This window comes from Aeromonas sanarellii (assembly GCF_000820085.1).
GTDB lineage: Bacteria > Pseudomonadota > Gammaproteobacteria > Enterobacterales > Aeromonadaceae > Aeromonas > Aeromonas sanarellii.
In genome coordinates this window covers 38255-57869 of sequence record NZ_CDBN01000073.1, presented here as the reverse complement: position 1 = coordinate 57869, position 19615 = coordinate 38255, and the positions used below count along the sequence as shown (strand labels likewise).

General features: G+C 65.3%; 15 protein-coding genes. 6 read left to right on the top strand and 9 right to left on the bottom strand.

The window, feature by feature from the left end:
• Positions 1-48: 48 nt before the first annotated feature.
• Genes BN1132_RS13980 through BN1132_RS13970 form a run of 3 tightly spaced genes read right to left on the bottom strand, consistent with a single transcriptional unit; the run spans position 49 to position 3595 of the window.
• The gene (locus tag BN1132_RS13980; protein ID WP_244462947.1) at positions 49-1578 is read right to left on the bottom strand and encodes an N-acetylmuramoyl-L-alanine amidase; all 1530 of its coding nucleotides are present in this window, start codon (positions 1576-1578) and stop codon (positions 49-51) included.
• A gap of 23 nt (positions 1579-1601) precedes the next feature.
• Positions 1602-2075: a tRNA (adenosine(37)-N6)-threonylcarbamoyltransferase complex ATPase subunit type 1 TsaE gene (gene tsaE / locus BN1132_RS13975; RefSeq protein ID WP_042078323.1), complete on the bottom strand. Its 474-nt coding sequence runs from the start codon at positions 2073-2075 to the stop codon at positions 1602-1604.
• Positions 2076-2092: 17 nt separating this feature from the next.
• Positions 2093-3595: a bifunctional ADP-dependent NAD(P)H-hydrate dehydratase/NAD(P)H-hydrate epimerase gene (locus BN1132_RS13970; protein ID WP_042078341.1), complete on the bottom strand. Its 1503-nt coding sequence runs from the start codon at positions 3593-3595 to the stop codon at positions 2093-2095.
• Positions 3596-3694: 99 nt separating this feature from the next.
• On the opposite strand from BN1132_RS13970, the gene queG reads away from it, so the two are divergent.
• Positions 3695-4849 (top strand): tRNA epoxyqueuosine(34) reductase QueG, encoded by a 1155-nt coding sequence (queG, locus tag BN1132_RS13965; protein ID WP_042078322.1) that lies wholly within the window; start codon positions 3695-3697, stop codon positions 4847-4849.
• 83 nt (positions 4850-4932) lie between these two features.
• Positions 4933-5676, top strand: a complete 744-nt coding sequence (gene ppgK / locus BN1132_RS13960) for a polyphosphate--glucose phosphotransferase (protein WP_042078321.1) — start codon at positions 4933-4935, stop codon at positions 5674-5676.
• A 51-nt stretch (positions 5677-5727) separates the two neighbouring features.
• Here ppgK and BN1132_RS13955 read toward each other — a convergent pair whose 3' ends face one another.
• Positions 5728-6183, bottom strand: coding sequence for a hypothetical protein (locus tag BN1132_RS13955; protein ID WP_042078319.1), 456 nt, complete (start codon positions 6181-6183; stop codon positions 5728-5730).
• 474 nt (positions 6184-6657) lie between these two features.
• Between BN1132_RS13955 and metN the strand changes: the two genes are divergently transcribed.
• The 4 genes from metN (at position 6658) to rfaH (ending at position 9838) form a co-directional block, all read left to right on the top strand.
• Entirely contained in the window at positions 6658-7701 is a 1044-nt protein-coding gene (gene metN, locus BN1132_RS13950) for a methionine ABC transporter ATP-binding protein MetN (RefSeq protein WP_042078318.1), read from the top strand.
• A gap of 58 nt (positions 7702-7759) precedes the next feature.
• On the top strand, positions 7760-8413 hold the full coding sequence (locus tag BN1132_RS13945; protein ID WP_042078317.1) for a methionine ABC transporter permease: 654 nt from the start codon (positions 7760-7762) through the stop codon (positions 8411-8413).
• Positions 8414-8439: 26 nt separating this feature from the next.
• Complete coding sequence (gene metQ / locus BN1132_RS13940; protein ID WP_042078315.1) at positions 8440-9240, top strand: methionine ABC transporter substrate-binding lipoprotein MetQ; 801 nt, start codon at positions 8440-8442, stop codon at positions 9238-9240.
• 97 nt (positions 9241-9337) lie between these two features.
• Complete coding sequence (rfaH, locus tag BN1132_RS13935) at positions 9338-9838, top strand: transcription/translation regulatory transformer protein RfaH (protein WP_042078313.1); 501 nt, start codon at positions 9338-9340, stop codon at positions 9836-9838.
• Positions 9839-10102: 264 nt separating this feature from the next.
• Here the strand turns inward: rfaH and BN1132_RS13930 are convergent, their stop codons facing one another.
• The 5 genes from BN1132_RS13930 to dgt form a co-directional block, all read right to left on the bottom strand.
• Positions 10103-12079 carry a methyl-accepting chemotaxis protein gene (locus BN1132_RS13930; RefSeq protein ID WP_042078311.1) on the bottom strand — a complete coding sequence of 659 codons (1977 nt, stop codon included), beginning with the start codon at positions 12077-12079 and terminating at the stop codon, positions 10103-10105.
• Positions 12080-12116: 37 nt separating this feature from the next.
• Positions 12117-13328 (bottom strand): EAL domain-containing response regulator, encoded by a 1212-nt coding sequence (locus BN1132_RS13925; RefSeq protein ID WP_042078310.1) that lies wholly within the window; start codon positions 13326-13328, stop codon positions 12117-12119.
• Positions 13321-17589, bottom strand: coding sequence for a transporter substrate-binding domain-containing protein (locus BN1132_RS13920; protein ID WP_042078309.1), 4269 nt, complete (start codon positions 17587-17589; stop codon positions 13321-13323). Before BN1132_RS13920 ends, BN1132_RS13925 begins: the two co-directional genes overlap by 8 nt.
• Positions 17590-17733: 144 nt before the next feature.
• Positions 17734-17937, bottom strand: coding sequence for a hypothetical protein (locus BN1132_RS13915; protein WP_042078308.1), 204 nt, complete (start codon positions 17935-17937; stop codon positions 17734-17736).
• Positions 17938-18229: 292 nt separating this feature from the next.
• Positions 18230-19606 (bottom strand): dGTPase, encoded by a 1377-nt coding sequence (gene dgt, locus BN1132_RS13910; protein WP_042078306.1) that lies wholly within the window; start codon positions 19604-19606, stop codon positions 18230-18232.
• Positions 19607-19615: the final 9 nt, after the last annotated feature.

The window sequence follows — 19615 nt, the reverse complement described above, 5'->3', positions numbered from 1 at the left end:
ATCCGTCCTTGCCACCGGCAGAGGGACGGGCGCGGCGTTCATCCGGCACTAGTCCTGCGGGATGTAGAGCACCTGCCCTATCTGGATTTCCCGTGACTTGAGCTTGTTGATCTCCACCAGCCGCGCCTGGCTCACCCCGTGCTTCTCGGCGAGGCGGGAGAGGCTCTGGCCGCGGGTGACCACGTGGCGGATCATCCTGGACTTGTCGTTGCTCTGCACGCTGCTGACCGGGGCGCTCGGCTCCTTCGCCGCCACCTTGTAGGGCTTGATCACCCCGGCGCCGGAGGCGCTGCCGACGCTGCTGACCGGGGCACCGCCGTCGCCGACGCGATACGGCTCGGTCGCCGGCATCCGGTTGGTCACCACCTGCTGCACCGGTTGTGTCGCCGGTTTGCTGGCGGCCACGGGCCTGCTCGCGGGGGCAGGACGACTCGTCGCCTGCTTGCTGGCCACCTGTTGTCCCTTGCCGGTCAGCATGGGGCCCTTGGTCGGATGGCTGCGGTAATAGGCGCGGATCCCCTCGAAGATGGCGCGGGCCAGCTGATCCTGATAGCTGGCGGTGGCCAGCAGCTTCTCTTCCGCGTGGTTGGAGATGAAGCCCGTCTCCACCAGCACCGAGGGAATGTCCGGCGCCTTCAGCACCGCCAGACTGGCGTGCTCCGGCGCCTTCTTGTGCAACCGGGCCACCCTGCCCATGGAGCGCAGGATCTGGCGGCTCACCTCATAACCTTCGGCCCTGGACTTGTCCATGGAGAGATCCAGGAAGGTCTGTGCCAGATAGGGGTTGGGATCGGATTCGGCCAATACCTTGCCGACGCCGCCGAGCAGTTCCCCCTGCTTCTCCTGCTTCTCGAGCCAGCTGCCCATCTCGCGGTTGGCACGGTTGGTCGACAGCACCCACACGGACGCGCCGCGGGGCGTCGAGTTGTGGAAGCTGTCGGCGTGCACCGACACCAGCAGATCCGCCTTGGCCTTGCGGGCGATCTCGGAGCGCTTGTTCAGGTCGACGAAGTAGTCGCCGCGCCGGGTCAGCACGGCACGCATGCCGGGCTCGCGATCGATGAGGGCCGCCAGCTTCTGCGACACCGACAGGGTCACCCGCTTCTCGTAGGTGCGGCGCGGGCCGATGGAGCCCGGGTCTTCCCCGCCGTGGCCGGGATCGATGGCGATGACGATGGCCTTGCCCTGTCCCCCGACGGGCGCGGGTTGTGCCGTGGCGCTGCCCTTCTCTTCGTAGGGCAGATCGATCACCAGCCGGTGGCCATAGGGACCAGCCGGCGCCAGCGGGAAGACCACTGGCTTGATGGAAGAGCTGAGATCCAGCACCAGGCGCAGGCTGCCTTGTTCAAGGGGCGTGCTCTCGCGGATCTTGCGCACCAGCTCGCTCTTGTTCTCGATGCGGGCCAGGTTGGCGGCATTGCTGGCGCCCTTCAGGTCGATCACCAGGCGGCTCGGGCCGGTCAGGGTGAAGTAGTTGAAATTGGGGGCACTGCTCATGTCGAGCACCACCCGGGTGTTGTCCGGCGACGGCCATACCCGCACACTCTTGAGCTGATTCGCCCAGGTGGGTAAGGCCATCAAGGAGAGAACAAAGACAAGGATCAAGCGCACTGAGATGACAACCGTTCCAGAATGGCTTCGCCGATAGCAGTGCGGGCCGCGATCTGGGCCTCGCGCTGCTCGTTAACATAGGTCAGGGTGATCTCGAGATCCGGGGCGGGCAGCCAGCCCTCCCCTTTCTCCGGCCACTCCACCAGGCAGAGGGTATCGGCGCCGAAGTAGTCGCGAATACCCATGAACTCCAGCTCTTCCGGGTCGGCCAGTCGATAGAGATCGAAGTGATAGACCTGCCACCTGGCCAGTTCATAGGGCTCCACCAGGGTATAGGTCGGACTCTTGACCTTGCCTTGATGGCCGAGCCCCTGCACCCAGCCTCGGGTCAGGGTGGTTTTGCCGGCCCCGAGGGCGCCGTGCAGAAAGACCGTGGTCGCCTGCTGGCACGCCTGCGCCAGCCGGCCGCCCAGGGCCACTGTTGCTGCCTCGTCCGGCAGTGTCATCATCAACGTTTTTGCCATGTTCTTCTTTTAACTTGTTACTGTGTCGGATTGACCAGACGGCGGATCCAGGGCAGCAGATCCGATGCCAGCATGCCCCTCTCCCCCTCGGCCGCAGCCAGGTCGGCCGCCTCGCCGTGGATCACGGCCCCGAGTCGGGCGGCCATCCCCGCAGGCCAGCCCTGGGCCAGGAGGGCGGCGATTATACCAGACAAGAGGTCGCCCATGCCGCCGCTGGCCATGCCCGGATTGCCCTCGTCGCAGAGGGCGATGGTCGGGCCATCGCAGATGAGCGACCCGGCCCCCTTGAGCAGCACCACGCCACCGTAGCGCCGCTGCAGCCGCGAAACGGCGGCGAAACGATCCGCCTCGACCTCGTCGATGGTGCAGCCCAGCAGGCGGGCGGCCTCCCCGGGGTGGGGGGTAAGCACCCAATTATCCCGATGACGGGGGGCCTGCGCCAGCCAATTCAATCCATCGGCGTCCAATACCAGTGGCTCCGGGGCCGCGAGGCGGTGCTCGAACCGGGCCCGGGCCCACTCATCCTGACCGAGTCCGGGCCCCAGCACATGCACCGAGGCCCAGGCCTCGTCCATGCCGGCCGGGCACCCCATCAGCTCGGGCTGTACCAGGCTGGCAGGGGGGGCGTCCGGATGCTGGCACAGGCGCACCAGGCCCGCCCCCGCCCGCAGGCAGGCCTGACCCGCCAGCAAGATGGCTCCCTGCATCCCCAGGTTGCCGCCCGTCAGCAGCACCCGGCCGCAGCGTCCCTTGTGGGCCGAGCGCGCACGCGGAACCAAGAGTCCCTTGAGGCGGGGATAATCGATCCGCTCGGCGGCGGGGATGACACCATCCTCGGGCCCCACCCCCAGGGGATCCCAGTCGAGGTGGCCGACCCCGTCCACCCCCTCCGCGGTGAGCATGCCCTGCTTGATGCCGATGAAGGTGAGGGTGCGGGTGGCGTACACCAGGGCGCCCATGGCGCGACCTGTATCGGCATTGAGCCCGGAGGGCAGATCCACCGCCAACACGGGAACCCCCAGGCCGTTGATGGTTGCGACAGCCTTTGTCATGGAAGGGGAGAGGGGGAGCTGGACACCGGTGCCGAGCAGCGCGTCTATCACCAACTCCGGCAACGGCAGTGCCGAGTGTGCCAGCTCATCGGCCATCATCACGCTGCCTCCCGAGGCCAGCCACTCCTCGGCGGCCCGCCTGGCGTCCCCCTTGAGCAGGCCGGGGGCCCGGGCGGCGATTACCAGGGGCTCGAGGCCGAGGCGCCTGGCGAGGCGGGCCAGCACATAGCCATCCCCGCCGTTGTTGCCCGGGCCGACGAAGATCCACCAGCGGCTGCTCTCGGGCCAATGATGACGGGCATAGTTGCACAGGGCGGCCCCCGCCCGCTCCATCAGAACATAGAGGGGCAGCCCCTCGCGCTCGGCCCAGCGCCGCTCCAGGCGGCGGATCTGTTCGGCCCGCCACAGGGGTTGTGCTAGACTGTCGCCCTCTTTCCTGCGGATAGCGTCCTCGAACACCTGTACCATGACGGCCCCCAAGCTTCATCATCCCATGACCCGGCAACTGGCACGCCATATTGCCACCCTGCGCCTGCCACAGCCCTGTCGGCAGAGGGGCAACGCAGCATGACGGCCGCCGAACTCGTACAGCTGGCCCACGATATCAAGCTCTGGGCACGGGAGCTAGGATTTGACCAGGTCGGCATCACAGACACGGATCTCGCCCTGGAGGAGCCCAGACTGCAGGCCTGGCTGGACGCCGGCCACCACGGCACCATGGACTACATGGCGCGCCACGGCATGATGCGGGCCCGCCCCCACGAGCTGCTGCCGGGCACCCTGCGGGTGCTGTCGGTGCGGATGAATTACCTCCCGTTCGAGGCGGGCTTCGCCGCCACCCTGCGCGACCCCACGCTCGGCTATATCAGCCGCTACGCCCTCGGCCGCGACTACCACAAGGTGCTGCGCAACCGGCTCAAGCAGCTGGGGGAGCGCATCGAGCGGCGCTGCGAGGCGCTGTTGCAAGGTTCACAGGAGACCCTGGGCGAGTGGCGCCCCTTCGTCGATTCCGCTCCCATCCTGGAGCGCCCGCTGGCGGCCAAGGCGGGGCTCGGCTGGGTGGGCAAGCACTCGCTGCTGCTCAACGAGTCGGCCGGTTCCTTCTTCTTCCTGGGGGAGCTGCTGGTCGGCCTGCCGCTGCCCCTGGACGCCCCGGTGGAGAAGGAGCAGTGCGGCAAGTGCGTGGCCTGCATCAACATCTGCCCGACCGGTGCCATCATCGCCCCCTATGTGGTGGACGGCCGTCGCTGCATCTCCTATCTCACCATCGAGAACGACGGCCCCATCCCCGAGGAGTTCAGGCCGCTGATGGGCAACCGCATCTATGGCTGCGACGACTGCCAGCTCATCTGCCCCTGGAACCGCTATGCGGATGCGAGCCCAGAGCCCGACTTCAGCCCGCGCCCCACTCTGCACCGCCCGCCCCTGCTTGATCTGTGGGGCTGGAGCGAGAGCGATTTTCTCAAGCACACCGAGGGCAGCCCGATCCGCCGCATCGGCTACCGGCGCTGGCGCCGCAACCTGGCGGTGGCTCTTGGCAACGGTCCCGCCAGCCCGCAGGTCATCGAAGCCCTGCAGCAGGCGCTCGGCGAGGCCGAGCCCATGGTGGCCGAACATATCGAGTGGGCGCTGGCGACCCTGGCCAACCGCCAGCAGGAAGACCACAAGAAGACCCGCCTGCTGATCCGCTGCATCGAAAAAGGTCTGCCGGATCACGCATAGGCGATCTGGCCCTTGCCGGATCGCAGGCATTTTTTCATGCTCTGCCGACCATTGACCATCGGCACAATAAAAGGAAGATTCGGATGCAGATGTTGGGAGTAGATATTGGCGGATCCGGGATCAAGGGCTGCCTGGTCGACACCGAGACCGGGGAGCTGATTGGCGAGCGCCACCGCATCGCCACGCCGCAACCGGCCACCCCGGCCGCCGTGGCGCACACCCTCAAGGCGCTGGTCGAGCATTTCCAGTGGAAGGGCCCGGTGGGATGCGGCTTTCCCGCCACCATCCACAACGGCATCGCCAAGAACGCCTCCAACATCGACAAGAGCTGGATCGAGACCGATGCCGCCCACCTGTTCGCCGACGTGACCGGCCTGCCTTGCTATGTCCTGAACGACGCCGATGCGGCGGGCCTCGCCGAGATGCGCTTTGGCACCGGGCGGGATCGTCAGGGGGTGATCATCCTCATCACTGTGGGCACCGGCATCGGCACCGCGGTCTTCGTCAACGGCCAACTGCTGCCCAACACCGAGCTGGGCCACCTCATCCTGGAAGGCATGGTGGCCGAGCACTACTGCTCCGACGCCGTGCGCAAGCGCGAGGATCTCTCCTGGAACCGCTGGGGCAAGCGCTTCAACAAGTACCTGGCCCGCCTGGAATTCCTCTTCTCCCCCGACCTCTTCATCCTGGGAGGCGGCAGCGCCGCCAAGCTCGACAAGTTCATCGACCGAATCGAGACCCGGGCCCCCCTGGTGGCGGCGGCAAACCTCAACCAGGCCGGCATCATAGGAGCCGCCCTCTACGGCGCGGCCCGGCAGAAGGGCTGATCCCTCCCCGTCATGCCCCCGACAGATCCGGCCCCTGTCGGGTCCCTTGGTTCAGATGTCGTCGAGCCGATGAGCCCCGTGCACCAGCCGGGTCAACCGGGATCGCGCCATCGAGGCCAGGGCCTTCAGCAGTGCCCCCGTGTCAGGCGTGGGGCACTCCCGGGCAAGGCGCTCCAGCTCGGCGATGAGCCTCTCCTCCTGCTGCGACACCAGGGCCACTATCTCCTCCGGCTGAGTGCCGGCCGCCAGCGCCAGGCGCTCGCACTCCGCCAGCAGATCCTCGCCGAATCCCTGATCCAGCCAGGTCTCCTTGACCGCCTTCCCCATCTGCTCGCGATAGTCGTGCAGATGGGCCGCCGCCGCGTCTTCCCGTCCCTGCAGATAGGCCAGCAGCATCCGGCTGCGCTCCCCGTCCACCCTGGGGATCTGGCGCCCGTAGCTGAGCCCCTGCTGATGATGAAGCTGCTCGAGATAGAGCATCAGGTCCTTGATCTGTTGAAATCGCATCTCTCCCTCCTCCTGGCATCCACCTTCTGCCAGTATAAGGAGGTGGCGCCTGGTCCCGACCGAAAAATGGTTATTTATTGTTCTGCATCAAGGGGATGGTGAAGAAAAAAAGCCGCGGGATGCGCGGTGGGCGAGAGGCGGCGCCGGGGGGGCGAGGAGTCGGTCTACCACAGGCGGGCTCCGAGAGAAGCATCGAATAGACAAGTTGTGGTTAATTTTCCAGGTTATATTCGGTCATGAATCATCAAGTCAGAATCTGATCTTGAGACTCCCGATCCCCCCTCGCCGCCATAGTCGGTGGACGGAAATCCTTATCCATTTTTTAGACGTCTAGACGTAAAAACATACGTTGACACAGCCATCCGGACATCTTAGCATCATCCTCCATGATGACAGAGCTACCCAGTGAAACCTCTGCCCAATTTACCCGCCTGTAGCGCCCTGTGCTTTAAGGCTGTTAGCACGGAAGAATCCATGATTAAGTTGATCGGTCTCAACAAAGTCTACGGTAAAGGCAGTGATGCCGTGCACGCCCTGCGTGACGTGAGCCTGCATGTGCCGCAAGGCAAGATCTTCGGGGTGATCGGTGCCTCCGGTGCCGGCAAGAGCACCCTCATTCGTTGCGTCAACCTGCTGGAGCGCCCCACCGAGGGCCAGGTCATCGTCGATGGCCAGGATCTGGTCGCCCTGAGCGAGCGGGATCTGACCCAGGCCCGCCGCCAGATCGGCATGATCTTCCAGCACTTCAACCTGCTGGCCTCCCGCACCGTCTCCGCCAACATCGCCTTCCCCCTGGAGCTCGCGGGCTGGAGCAAGGCGCAGATCCAGAGCCGGGTCAGCGAACTGCTGGCCCTGGTCGGGCTGGAAGCCCGCGCCCATGCCTATCCGTCCGAGCTCTCCGGCGGCCAGAAGCAGCGCGTCGCCATCGCCCGCGCCCTGGCGCCGGCGCCCAAGGTGCTGTTGTGCGACGAGGCCACTTCGGCCCTGGACCCGCAGACCACCCGCTCCATCCTGAGCCTGCTCAAGGAGATCAACGTCAAGCTGGGGCTCACCATACTGCTCATCACCCACGAGATGGACGTGGTGAAGGGGATCTGTGACGAAGTGGCCATCATCAGCGACGGCCGCCTGATCGAGCAGGGCGAGGTCGCCTGGTTCTTCAGCAACGCCAAGACCCAGCTGGCTCGGGATTTCATCCACTCAACCATCCACCTGGAAGTACCCCAGGAGTATCAGGAGCGGATGAGTGCGGAGCGTGTGCCCGGCAGCTACCCATTGGTCAAGCTGGGTTTCACCGGTGCCACCGTCGATTCGCCGCTGATTTCCGAGGTGAGCCGCCGTTTCAACATCGACATCAGCATACTGAGTGCGGACATCGAATACGCTGGCGGCGTCAAGTTCGGCTTCCTGCTGGCCGAGCTGTTCGGGGACGAGGCTCAGTGCGAGGCGTCCCAGCAGTTCTTCATCGACAACCACATTCAGCTGGAGGTAATGGGCTATGTCCGAAGCAATGACTAATCTGCTGCGCCCCATCCTCGGCGACTCAGCCATCCTATCCAGCTGGAGGTAATGACTCATGTCCGAAGCAATGATTAATCTGCTGGTCTCGGCCCTCGGCGACACCCTGATCATGGTGTTTGCCTCCGCCCTGTTCGGCTGCCTGCTCGGCCTGCCGCTCGGCGTGGCGCTGCACGTGACCAAGGCGGGCCAGATCCTGGCCAATCCGCTGCTCAACAAGGTCCTGGGCGTCATCGTCAACGTAGGACGCTCCGTGCCCTTCATCATCCTGCTGGTGGCCATCATACCGCTGACCCGATTCATCGTCGGCACCAGTATCGGCACCATAGCCGCCATAGTGCCGCTGACCGTCGGCTGCATCCCCTTCATCGCCCGTCTGGTGGAAGGGGCCCTGATGGAGGTGCCGGACGGCCTGCTGGAGGCGGCCAAGGCCATGGGGGCCAAGCCCCTGCAAATCATCGCCAAGGTGCTGCTGCCCGAGGCCCTGCCGGGGATCCTCAACAGCATCATCATCACCCTCGTCACCCTGGTGAACTACTCCGCCATGGCCGGCGCCATCGGGGGGGGAGGCCTGGGGGATGTGGGCATTCGCTACGGCTATCAGCGTTTCGATCCCACCGTCATGCTGGTCACCGTGGTCATTCTGGTGGTGCTGGTTCAACTCATCCAGAGCGCGGGTGAGCGCCTGGTCAAACAATGTGATCATCGTTAATCGTCGATTTCTGACAGGAGGTTTTTATGAAATTGGGTATTAAATCCGCGGCAGCCGCGCTGCTGGCAACCCTGGTACTGGTCGGCTGCGGCCAGAAGGAAGAGAACAAGACCCTGAAGGTGGGCGCCATCGCCGGCCCCGAGACCGAGCTGGTGGAGACCGCGGCCAAGGTGGCCAAGGAGAAATACGGTCTGACCGTCGAAGTGGTCACCTTCTCCGACTACGTCACCCCGAACGTGGCCCTGAACGACGGCAGCGTCGACGTCAACGCCTTCCAGCACAAGCCTTACCTGGACGCCCAGATCCGTGATCGCGGCTTCAAGCTGGTGCCGGTCGGCAACACCTTCGTCTACCCGATCGCCGGTTATTCCAAGAAGATCAAGGCGCTGTCCGAGATCAAGGACGGCGCCCAGATCGCGGTGCCGAACGATCCGACCAACCTGGGTCGCTCCCTGATCCTGCTGGAGAAGCAGGGCCTGCTGAAGCTGAAGGAAGGCGCCGGTTTGGAAGCCACCGTGCTGGACATCGTCGACAACCCGCGCAACTTCAAGATCGTCGAGCTGGAAGCCGCCCAGCTGCCGCGCTCCCTAGAAGACGTGGATCTGGCCATCATCAACAACACCTTCGCCGGTCAGATCGGGCTGACCCCGACCGAGAACGGCCTGTTTGTCGAAGACAAGGAGTCCCCCTACGTCAACCTGATCGTCGCCCGCGAGAACAACAAGGACGACGAGAAGGTCAAGGAGTTCGTCCAGTCCTTCCAGACCGACGAGGTCTACAAGAAGGGGACCGAGCTGTTCAAGGGCGGTCTGGTGAAAGGTTGGTAATCACTCACTCTGTAAAAAAGGCCACGCCAAGCGTGGCCTTTTTTTTTGCCCCCGTTATCATAGTCGGAAGCACGGCAACACGAAAAACAGAACAACAATGAAGAAATGGTATCTGGCCTACTGCAAACCCAAGGAAGAGGCCCGCGCCCGAGCCCATCTGGCAGCCCAGGGCGTCGAATCCTATTACCCCATGGTCGAGATCGAGAAACTGAAACGGGGCAAACGGGTGCCGGTGCGGGAGCCCATGTTTCCCAACTACCTCTTCATCTATGTGGATCTGGAGGAGGTGACCCCGGTCACCCTGAAGTCGACCCGCGGCATCAGCCGCATCATCCACTTCGGCAAGGAGTGGACCCCCGTTAGCAGCCAGCTGATCTATCAGTTGATGAGCCGGGACGACAGCGACGAGGCCCGCGCCAGCTATGCCCGTTTGCCGACCCAGGGAGACACTGTGCTTATCGAATCCGGCCCCCTCGCCGGCTTCGAGGCCATCTATCTGGAGCCGGATGGGGAGAAACGGGCCATCCTTCTGGTCACCCTGCTCAATCAGGAGACTTGCAGCAGCTTCGAGAATCAGACCTTCCGCCGTCTGGAGTGACTGCGCAGCGTCTGATTCGCGGCGAGAAGCGCCCCCTTCGCCTGCTGGTCACCCTGCTCAATCAGGAGACCTGCAGCAGCTTCGAGAACCAGACCTTCCGCCGTCTGGAGTGACCGCGTCCCACGGTGATCAACTTCCCCGCGGGTCACCCTGCTCAATCAGGAGAACACTGGCGGCATCGACCACCTGACATGCCGGCCTTGGGGCTGAAAAAAACGGGACAGACCCGCCGGTCTGCCCCGTTTTGTTGCCGCCCGGTCGGCGTCAGGCATCCAGCGCGAAGCGGCTGATGGCCGAGGTCAGCCTGCCCGTCTCCCGCGTCAACCTGGCGGCGATCTGCTCCCCCTGCTGACTGTGTTCGCTGGACTGATGGCTGAGCCCGGCGATCTCTTCCACCGTGCCGGCGACCGACTGTGCCACCCTGGACTGCTGCTCGGTCGCCGCCGCGATGGCCGCGAGCCGGCCGCTGAGGTCCTGCACCAGCGCCGTCATCGCCTCCAGGGTCTCGGTCACCGAGGCCAGGGCCCCCCGTCCCTGCGCCACCAGCCGGGTGCCGTCGCCCACGGTATCGGCGGTCTCCCGGGTCTGCTGCTGGATGCTGGCGATGGTCTGGTTGATCTCCATGGTCGATGCGCTGGTACGACTCGCCAGCTGCCTCACCTCATCGGCCACCACCGCAAAGCCGCGCCCCTGTTCACCGGCCCGTGCCGCCTCGATGGCAGCGTTGAGGGCCAGCAGGTTGGTCTGCTCTGCGATGGTGGCGATCACCTCGGTGACGCGCCCCACCTGTTCGCTCTGGCTGCTGAGCTTCGCCATCGCCTGATCCGCCTGGGTGATCATGGCGGCGATCTGCGCCATGGTGTCCCCCATGCGTCCCAGCACCTGCTCACCCTGCCTGGCCTGCTGTTCGGTCTGGCGGGCCGCCCCGGCGGCGTCGGCAATGTTGCCGGCCACATCCCGGGTGCTGACCGACATCTGCTCGATGGCGGCGGCCACCGAATCCAGCCTCTGGCTCTGGCTCGCCAGGTCGTCCACGATGGCGTTGGTGGTCTGGCCGACCTCGCGGCCGGCCCCCTCCACCTGACCGACCGCCCCCTGGATCTCCCCCACCAGCTCGCGCAACTGGGCCGACATCCGATTGATGGAGCCCGTCAGGCCGCCCAGTTCATCCTGGCGCAGCACCGGCAGGGGGGCGAGCGGCAGGCGGCCATCGGCCACCTGACCGGCCCGGTTCACCAGGCTGGCAATCTCCCGGGTCAGACGCCGGCTGAACAGCAGGGCCACCAGGGTACCAAGCAGGATGACGCTGGTGGTCGCCAGCAGCAGGGTGCGATGAATGGTCTGGCCGGCCGCGGTCATCTCGCCGGCCATCTTGTCCACATCCCCCCGGGTATGGGTCACCTGGGCCGCCAGCTGGTCGGCGAGCCGGGTCAGGGCGGGCTCTATCTCGGTGGCCATCAGGTGGTTGGCCCTGTCCCAGTCCGGCGCCTGGCGCTTCTCGATCACCTGGCCGACCAGCTCGGCGAAGGGGGCGGACATCTCCTCGAACAGCGTCCACAGCCCCTTCTGCGCCTCGGTAAAGCTGGCCTGTTGCTGCTTGATCTCGGCCACCCGCTGCAGATGGAACTGGTAGTAGTCCTGGTACTTTTCGCGATACGCCTTCTCCCCCGAGATGAGAAAATCCCGCAGGGCGGAGAGGGCATTGGCCAGGCCGTTGTAGGCATCCCCCACCTGCTTGAGCAGCAGGCGGCGATCCCCTGGCAGCTGATCCTGCGGGGTCGCCACCTCTTCGTTGGCAATGGATTGCAGCTGGTCCAGGGCGGCCTCCGCCAGGGGGCCCGCCTCCAGCAGCATCAGGGTGTGGGCAGGCAGGTTATCCTCGGTATGGGCCAGGGCCCAGACCTTCTCCTGCGCCTCCTTGAAGCCCCTCAGGGAGCGGGTCAAATCCGGGGTGAACGACTGCCGCTCGATGAGCCGCCAGGCCCCTTCCCACTCCTGTTTCAGGCGCGCCGACTGGGCTGGGTCCTTGCCGAGGATGAGGTAGCCACGCAGGGAGGAGACGGTGGCGATCAGCGCCTTCTGGCTCGCCTCGTCCCGCTGCAGGGCGGGCAGGGCCTGGGCCAGCAAGGCATCCTGCGAGCCCTCAATCCGGCCGAGCTGATGGTAGACGAGGGTCGACGAGAGAATGATGAGCAGATTGATAAAACAGAAGCTCAACAACAGCTTGCTTGATAGTTTCATGGCCATCCTTGTGTGACTGCGGGCATCCTGCCCTGAATTAGCGCCTGATCAGCGTGGGTAGCCGTGCCAGCCAGCTCTCATACCAGACGCTCAGCTCCTCGCGGGGCATGGGACGGGCGGAGAAGAACCCCTGGCACTGATCGCATCCGAGCCTCGCCAGCAGTTGCCAGGTGGCCTCGTCCTCGACCCCTTCGGCCACCGATTTCAACCCCAGCTTGCGCGCCAGCTCGATGCTGGATTCGATGATGGCAAGGCGGGAGGGATCCTCGTAGCAGCGATCGACGAAGGATCTGTCCAGCTTCAACTCGGTGAAGGGCAGCAGGGCGAGCTGCTGCATGGAGGAGTAGCCTGTGCCGAAGTCGTCGATGGAGAGGCCAAAGCCGTGCATGCGCAGGCGCGTCAGCACCTCCAGCGACTTGCCGAGATCCTTGACGAAGGCGCTCTCGGTCACCTCCAGGGTGATGAGCTCGGGGTTGATGCTCCAGCGCTGGCAGTGGCTGAGCAGGGTGTTGCACAGATCCCCCTCGATCAGCGAGGTGGTGGAGAGGTTCATCGACAGGTTCAGCGAGAGTCCGGTCTGCTCCCAGAGGTGACCATCGCGCAGCGCCTTGCCGATGATCACCTCGGTGAGCGGGTCGATGAGCCCGTTGTGTTCCGCCAGCGGAATGAAACGGGCCGGGGAGATGAGGCCGTAGAGGGGGTGCTGCCAGCGGGCGAGCGCCTCCATGCCGGTCCAGCGCCCGTTGTCGAAGCTCACCTTGGGCTGATACCAGGGCAGCAGCTGATCCTGCTCCAGGGCGCGGCACAGATCGTCCAGGGTGAGCTGGAAGCCGTCCTCCTCCTGACTGCGCACCTGCTGGGGGCGCCAGGCGCCGATCATCTGCGCTATCTGCTGATCGGAGGCGGGCTTGTCGATGCGCCCCAGCACCTGCAGGCCATAGGCCCGGCTCATGCGCAGCACCGCATCCACCACGTCATCCTCCAGGGCGCTGCACAGCACTATGCCGCCGCGAAACCCGCCGAGGGAGAGGCGACGCAGCAGGGCCATGCCATCCATGCCGGGCATGCGCAGATCGCAGAACAGGATGTCCACCTGGTGATGCTGGCACTGGGCCAGCGCCTCCTCCCCGTCCTGGGCCTCCAGCAGGTGGGGGTAGCCAAGCCCGCGGATCTGGTGCATCAGGGCCTTGCGCTGGAAGTTGTGATCTTCCACCACCATGATCACCCACTCATGCCGTGCACTATTCATCTAGCCATAACCCCGTTTCACCTCTGATCCCGTTCATCAATGCCTGTACTGCCAGGGCCAGCTCGTCGAGTCTGTCCCACTGCTTCAACCTGGCCGCCGCCTCCAGCCGGGCGGCCTCCTCTGCCAATGCCTGCTGCCCCACCATGCGGGCGGCGCCCTTGATGCGATGGGCCGTCTCCACCAGCGCCTGGCTATCCTGCCTGGCCAGGGCCTGCCTCATGTCCTCGCTGTCCTGCTCATTGGCTTCCAGGTATTCGGCAGCCATGCTGCGGGCCACCTCCTCGTCCCCGAACAGGGTCAACCAGCTTATGCCCGGCACCTGAACCCTGGCTTGCCGGGAGGCCATTGGCCGGGGCTCCCGGGCCGGCAGCCAGCGCACCAGGATCTGGCGCAACGCATCCAGGCTGTAGGGCTTGAACAGCATATCGTTCATGCCCGCCTCCCGCATCTGCTGGCTGGCCTCCTCCGACGTATCGGCGGTGACGCCTATGATGGGCGTCTGGTCACCAGCCTCTCGCAAGGAGCGTGCCAATGCATAGCCATCCATTACCGGCATGTGGCAGTCCGTCAGCAGCAGGGCAAACCCCTGCCCCTGCCAGGCGAGCAGCGCCTGCTCCCCATCCTCCACCACCTCGGACTCGAGCCCCAGGATGGCGAGCTGGCGGGTCAGCAGCGCCCGGTTGACGGGGTGATCGTCCGCCACCAGCACCCGCCCCCTGAGCGCCTCCCCCTGAACCCTGGCCGCCTCGCTGGACCGTTGGCTCGACAGCTGATGGCAGGTCTCCAGCAGCAGGTCGGGATAGAGGGGAGACTGACCGAGTCGCCACCAGGCGTCGCTCCCCATGCGTCCGCGCAGCGCCTCATGGTGCGAGAGTACTATGCCCTTGAGCGAAGAGCGCTGCAAATGCGCCAGCCAGTCGCTGCCCAGGGCCTGCTCCAGAGTGCGTTCCTGGGCCAGCAGGTAGCCCTCGATGGGCTGCTGCCACTGGCTGGCCGTCAGCCGGTGCAGCCGGGCACCGAAGCGCGCCATCATGGCCGGCAGCGCCTCGTCCTCACCGAACCACCACCACGCCTGCTCGGCCAGCGGCGGCGCGTCCCACTGGCAGTCGACCAGCGGAATGGCAAAGGTCACCGTGGTCCCCACCCCGGGCTCGCTCTCCAGGGTCAGGCTGCCCCCCATCCTCTGGGTCAGCTGATGACAGATGGCGAGTCCGAGCCCGGTCCCGCCGAAGCGCCGGTTGATGTCTGACTCCACCTGCCTGAACGGGATGAAGAGGTTGTCCTGCTTCTCCCCCGCGATGCCGATCCCCGTGTCCCGCACCCTCAGGGTCAGCCTGTGATCCTGGTAGGCCACCTGGATGGCCACCCCTCCCGCCTCGGTGAACTTCACCGCATTGCTCAGCAGGTTGGAGACAACCTGCCCCACCCGCACCCCATCGATGCTGGCCTGATCCGGCACCTCCCGCCCCCATGCCAGCGTCACATTGAGCCCTTTGCCATAGGCATGGGCGGCATGCCCCCGGATGACGTCGCAGATCACCGAGGTCAGCCGGCAGCGATGGGGATGCAGTTGCAACTGCCCCGCCTCCATCTTGGAGAAGTCCAGGATATCGTTGACCAGGTAGAGCAGGTGGTTGGTGGAGGTCGAGATGTTGCGCAGCATGTAGCGCTGGTCGTCGTCGAGGGCGCTCATCTGCAGCAGCTCCAGCATGCCGTGCATGCCGGAGATGGGGGTTCGCAGCTCATGGCTCATGGTGGCGAGGAAGCGGCTGCGCGCCTGGGTCGCCTCCTCCGCCACCCGCCTGGCCTGGCGCAGCTCCAGCTCCTGGCGCTTCAACTTGGTGATGTCCTGCACCACCCCGTTCAGCACCACCCCTTCGAGCCCCTCCTGGTGCACGAAGTGCCCCCGGATCTGCAGATAGCCCGATTGTCCCTGGCGCTGGATCTCCACCTCGAGATCCAGCGGCTCCATGGCCCTGGCATGGCGCTCCACTGTGGCCACGAACTCCTGATGGGCCTGCCCCGTCAACCCCAGGATGGCGGCCCCGGTCACCTTCTCCCCGACGGGATCCATGTCATAACCCACCATCTCCTTCAGCCCCTGCGAGGTGTAGAGGAAGCGCCCGTTGCCCGGTCCCAGCCAGTGGTATTGGTAGACCAGCCCCGGCATGCTGTCGGTGATCTGGGTGAGCCGGGTCTGCGCCTCCTGGGCCGCGAACCGCGCCTGCTCCAGCTCGGTCACATCGGTCAGCACGGTCAGGATCCCGAGCCGCTTGCCGTCCGGCCCCACGAACAGCCGCTTGGTGTAGATCATCTGGTGCAGGCTGCCGTCATCGCGCAGGAGCTCACCACGGCCATGAAACTCCTCCCCGCTCTCCCACACCCTGGCATCTTCCTCCACGACTCTGGCCCGGATCGCCTCCGGCAGCCGATCCTTGAGCAGCCGCTCATAGGAGCCCATCAGGTTTTCCCCGCCCAGGAACATCTGCCGGTATGCCCGGTTCGTCATCGCGACCTCGTAGTGCTCGTTGGTCAGCACCACCAGGTTTGGCAGGGCGTCGAGCATCATCTGGACGAACGCAAGCTGCTCCTCGAGCCGCCGCTCCACCTCCCGTCGCTGGCTGACCTGACGGCGCAGCGTCCGGTTCCACCCCAGGAACAGCAGGAGGCTGAGCAGGAAGAGTCCGCCACCGAGGGAAGACCAGAGCAGCACCTTCTGCGGATCCAGCCCCGTCTGTATGGTCAGGGAGAGCCACTTCTTCTCCAGGGCGGTCAGCTCCTCCGGAGGGATGGCAAGCAACACCTTGGTCAGGATCTGCTGCAGCATGGGATCCTGCCGCTGGGTCGCCATGGCGACGGGCACCCGCAGATCGTTGCCGGAATACACCACCTGATAGCGATCGCTGAATCCCTTCTTCAACGACTGCTCCAGGGTGGTCATCCCCATCAGCACATAGTCGACCTGTTGCCGATCCAGCAGCGGCAGCAGCTCGGGATCGCTGGCCACCGGGACGGAGACGGCCCCCACCTCGGTCAGCAGCATTTTTTCCACCGAGCCCCCCACCATGCCCACGGAGTGCCCTTTCAAGTCCTTGGGGCTGGTCAACTCTTCCATCCCCTTCCTGGCCACAACCACCCAGTTGAGGGAGGCATAATTGGGGGTGAAGCGGGCAAACTGCTGACGCTCAGCGGTCGGCGTCATGGCCGGGATGAGATCCAGCTTGCGGGCCTGGAACAGCGCCAGGCTCTGGGTCCAGCTTTCGGTCGGCACCAGGGTAAACTGGAGCCCGGCACGCTGACTCATCATCGCCAGCAGCTCGGCAATGAACCCCTTGAGACGCCCCCGCTCGTCGATCTCGCTCATGCCGGGCCAGTTGGGGGCGACACCGTACCGGATCACCGGGTGCGCCTGCAACCACGCCTGCTCCTGCGGGCTGAAGACGATCTCCCTGTTTCCTTTGACCAGGGCGTAATCCAGGATGCCCCCCGCCTCCAGGATGCTGCGCCGCTCCAGTGCAGAGATGTCGTCGAGGGCCCGCTCCAGCAATCCCTGCAGGACGTCTCCCTCCGGCGCGACCGCCATGGCGAGGGAGGTATCCCTCATCCAGTCCACCGTGACCAGCGTCATGCCCGCCATGACCTGCAGACGGCTCAGCATGGGCAACTCGGCCAGATAGGCGTCCGCCTTTCCCTCCTTGAGCAGGAAGACCGCCTCGTCCCGGCTGTCGACCGTGACCAGATTCGAGATGCCGAGGCGCTGCAACTCGTCGCAGGCGCTGACGCCGAAGACGCAGACCCAGCGCACGCCGTAGGCCTCCTCCAGGGAGAGGCTCTCCCGCCCTCCCGTCAGCAGGATGGCGCGAGGCAGCGCCATCAGCTCGGAGGTGAACCGCATCCGCAGTGTGCGGGTCGGGCTAGGCGCCACGCCGATCAGCATGTCGACCTCGCCGTCCATCAAGGCCTGCTGGAGCCCCGCATTGTTGGCATAGGCCCGGTAGCGCACCCCCAGCCCCAGCCTGCCTGCAATCTGGGAGGCGAACTCATTCAGGGGGCCGGTGAAGTTGCCACGGCCATCGGTATAGACATAAGGGGGCCAGGCCGTCGCCGGCATGCCGATCACCAGCTCGTGGTGGGTTGCGAGCCAGGCCTGCTCCGCCGGCGTGAAGGCGCTTGCGTCCAGCTGCGACGAATGGGCCGTCGCCACCAGGCTCCAGCAGGTCAACCAGCACAACAGGATGAGGCGACAGCAGCGGCAGAACATAATCAGCTCCCTTACAGACTGGAGGGGGATCATAGAGTGTTTGGCCCTGTGTGCGACACATAATTTGAGGCCATTCACGGCAGAAAAGAAAAATGGCAGGCCCAGGCCTGCCATCCGCGAGGTCGGGGGCTGAGCCCCCTCCCCTCAGGTTATTCGATTCCCGAGCCGGAAACCGGTTTGAAACTCCCGCTCACGGATGTGGGCGATCTGCACGTTTTGCCCCTCCAGCCCGATGTCTTTGAGCAGGGCCGGGGAGAGATGCAGATAGCTGACGCGACGCTCCAGCCGGGTGATCCGTTTTTGAACCAGGGTCTCGACGTGGCGCAGCAGGGTGAGTTCGATAGACATGATATTCTCCAGTTGAACGTGCGGTTCCCCCGGAGAGAGGTGATCACCCTGCGGGACAACCGCGGGTGATGGAAAAGCAGGTGTTACCTGTTCCCTCCACGCGGCGAATAAAGAGCACGAGTCTTCGCGCTGCCAGAGCAGCGATCGAACGCAACGTTGAACATGGAATGTTGCATATTCGTCTCCTTACCGTGTGAAAGTTGAACAAGTTGCCACAGTGTAAAAAAACACCGAATTTTACGCAATCTCTCCCCCACCCATATGGGTGGGAGGCCGTCCGGGCGAGGCCCCCTCATATCCCGGACAGCAGCCGGAACTCCTCCAGCGCATAGGTATCCGTCATGCCGCTCACATAGTCGAGCAGCAGCCGCACCCGGTAGTACCACTCCTGCTCGGCCCCCTCGTGAAAGCGCGGATCCCGGCTCGCCACCGCCAGCCGGTACGCCTTGAGGTGGCGGGCGGAGAGCCTGTGATACAGGCGGCGGGCGAAGAAGAGCTCGCTCCCGCCGTCGCCGGCCAGCAGCCGCTCGAACTGGCTGGCGGGCAGGGCCAGCAGGCAGGCATAGGTGGAGAGCACGCCGCGCAGGGCGGCATAGCCCTCCAGCTCCAGCGCCTCCACCTCGGGGCGCATGAACACCTGCGCCTTCGCGACTTGTTTGAGCACATCCAGCACCCTGGCCGCCGGGGCCTGGCCGTGCAGCAGCGCCCTGGGGTAGGCACCGCTCAGGATCTCGTCGTGCTCGCTCACATAGGTGTGGGCCGCCAGCGCCACCAGATCCCGGGTCAGCCGATGGCGGAAATGGGGGAAGAAGCCGCGGCCAGAGGCGAGGGCCTCATCGAGCAGGGTGGTCATGTAGTCGCTCTCATCCGCTGCCCTCAGCGCCGCCAGCAGCTCGCCCTGGGTGAGGATGCGCCTGTCCACCGCATCCTCCAGATCGGCGATGCAGTAGGAGATGTCGTCCGCCGCCTCCATGATGTAGACCAGCGGATGGCGGCATCCCGGCGCCAGCCCCAGACTCTCGCCCAGGGCCCGGTAGAGGGGCTGCTCGCTGAAGAAGATGCCGCGTTTGCTGGCCCAGCCGTGATGCTGGCCATAGCCCTGGGGGCTGTGCAGCCCGGGTTGGGGTTGCTGCGGGTATTTGCACAGGGCCGCCAGCTGGCCCAGGGTGAGGTTCAGCTCGTGCAGGCTGTGCACCAGCCGCAGGCTCTGGGCGTTGCCGTCAAACACCAGCAGATCCTGGCGAAGCGTTGCCCACTGGGCACTCGGCAACTGGTCGTGGGCACGGGCAAAGAGACTGTCCAGCTCCTGCGCCAGCCACTGGCTCATCACCTGCTCCCCGAAGTGGCCAAACGGCGGGTTGCCGACGTCGTGCAGCAGGCAGGACATCTCCACCAGATTGATAAAGGCCCCCTCGCAAACCGACCCCGGGGGCAGGGCCGCCAGGATGCGCCGGCTGATCTGGCGGCCGGTCTCCTGCACCTCCAGGGAGTGGGTGAGGCGGCTGCGCACCGAGGCCTTCACGTCGAGGGGGAAGACCTGGGTCTTCTGCTGCAGCCGGCGCACCGGTGCCGCCTGCACGATGCGGGCGCGATCCTGCTCGGTCGCCTCCAGCAGGTCGTCATCGCCCCAGGGGTGGATCCGCTCCGGGGTAATCAAACGGCTATACATCTTGTGGCT